Origin of the sequence: Pseudoalteromonas sp. 20-MNA-CIBAN-0454, from assembly GCF_040308685.1 — a bacterium.
Lineage (GTDB): Bacteria > Pseudomonadota > Gammaproteobacteria > Enterobacterales > Alteromonadaceae > Pseudoalteromonas > Pseudoalteromonas nigrifaciens.
In genome coordinates, this window is the sequence record NZ_JBEOOB010000080.1 from 1 (window position 1) to 1,514 (window position 1,514).

Consider the following 1,514-nt stretch of genomic DNA (forward strand, 5'->3'; position numbering starts at 1 on the left):
TGTTCGTCCGGATTTACCTAAACAAACGCCCTACTCACTTTCACATGGACTACCAACGCCATGCTTGCTTAGCCTGCTCCGTCCCCCCATCGCAATTATATCGAGTACAGAAATATTAATCTGTTTCCCATCGACTACGCCTTTCGGCCTCGCCTTAGGGGTCGACTTACCCTACCCTGATTAACATGGGATAGGAACCCTTGGTCTTCCGGCGTGGGAGTTTTTCACTCCCATTATCGTTACTCATGTCAGCATTCGCACTTCTGATACCTCCAGCAACCCTCCCGGGTCACCTTCAACGGCTTACAGAACGCTCCCCTACCACTCATCCTAAGATGAATCCGCAGCTTCGGTGCATAGTTTAGCCCCGTTACATCTTCCGCGCAGACCGACTCGACCAGTGAGCTATTACGCTTTCTTTAAAGGATGGCTGCTTCTAAGCCAACCTCCTGGCTGTCTGGGCCTTTCCACATCGTTTCCCACTTAACTATGACTTTGGGACCTTAGCTGGCGGTCTGGGTTGTTTCCCTCTTCACGACGGACGTTAGCACCCGCCGTGTGTCTCCCGGATATTACTTTACGGTATTCGGAGTTTGCAAAGGGTTGGTAAGTCGGGATGACCCCCTAGCCTTAACAGTGCTCTACCCCCGTAAGTATTCGTCCGAGGCTCTACCTAAATAGATTTCGGGGAGAACCAGCTATCTCCCGGTTTGATTAGCCTTTCACTCCTAACCACAAGTCATCCCCTAACTTTTCAACGTTAGTGGGTTCGGTCCTCCAGTTGATGTTACTCAACCTTCAACCTGCTCATGGCTAGATCACCGGGTTTCGGGTCTATACCTTGCAACTATTCGCCCAGTTAAGACTCGGTTTCCCTACGGCTACCCTAATCGGTTAACCTCGCTACAAAATATAAGTCGCTGACCCATTATACAAAAGGTACGCAGTCACCCAACAAGTGGGCTCCTACTGCTTGTACGTACACGGTTTCAGGTTCTATTTCACTCCCCTCACAGGGGTTCTTTTCGCCTTTCCCTCACGGTACTGGTTCACTATCGGTCAGTTGGGAGTATTTAGCCTTAGATGATGGTCCACCTATATTCAGTCAAAGTTTCACGTGCTCCGACCTACTCGATTTCACTTAAAATGTCTTTTCATGTACGGGACTATCACCCTGTATCGTGGCGCTTTCCAGCAGCCTTCCATTAACACATAATAAGCTTAAGGGCTGTTCCGATTTCGCTCGCCGCTACTTTCGGAATCTCGGTTGATTTCTTTTCCTACGGGTACTTAGATGTTTCAGTTCTCCGCGTTCGCCTCGTTAACCTATGTATTCAGTTAACGATACCTGCAAGCAGGTGGGTTTCCCCATTCGGAAATCCTAGTCTCAAGTGCTTTTTACTAGCTTGACTAGGCTTATCGCAAGTTAATACGTCCTTCATCGCCTCCAACTGCCAAGGCATCCACCGTGTACGCTTAGTCACTTAACCATACAACCCAAACGGGTCTTTGTT

Annotated in this window: 1 rRNA gene; it reads right to left on the reverse strand. The window is 48.9% G+C overall.

Annotated features, from left to right (window positions below):
• A 23S ribosomal RNA gene (locus tag AAEZ22_RS17970) occupies positions 1-1,490 on the reverse strand; the annotation flags it as partial.
• Between the last annotated feature and the right edge of the window lie 24 nt (positions 1,491-1,514).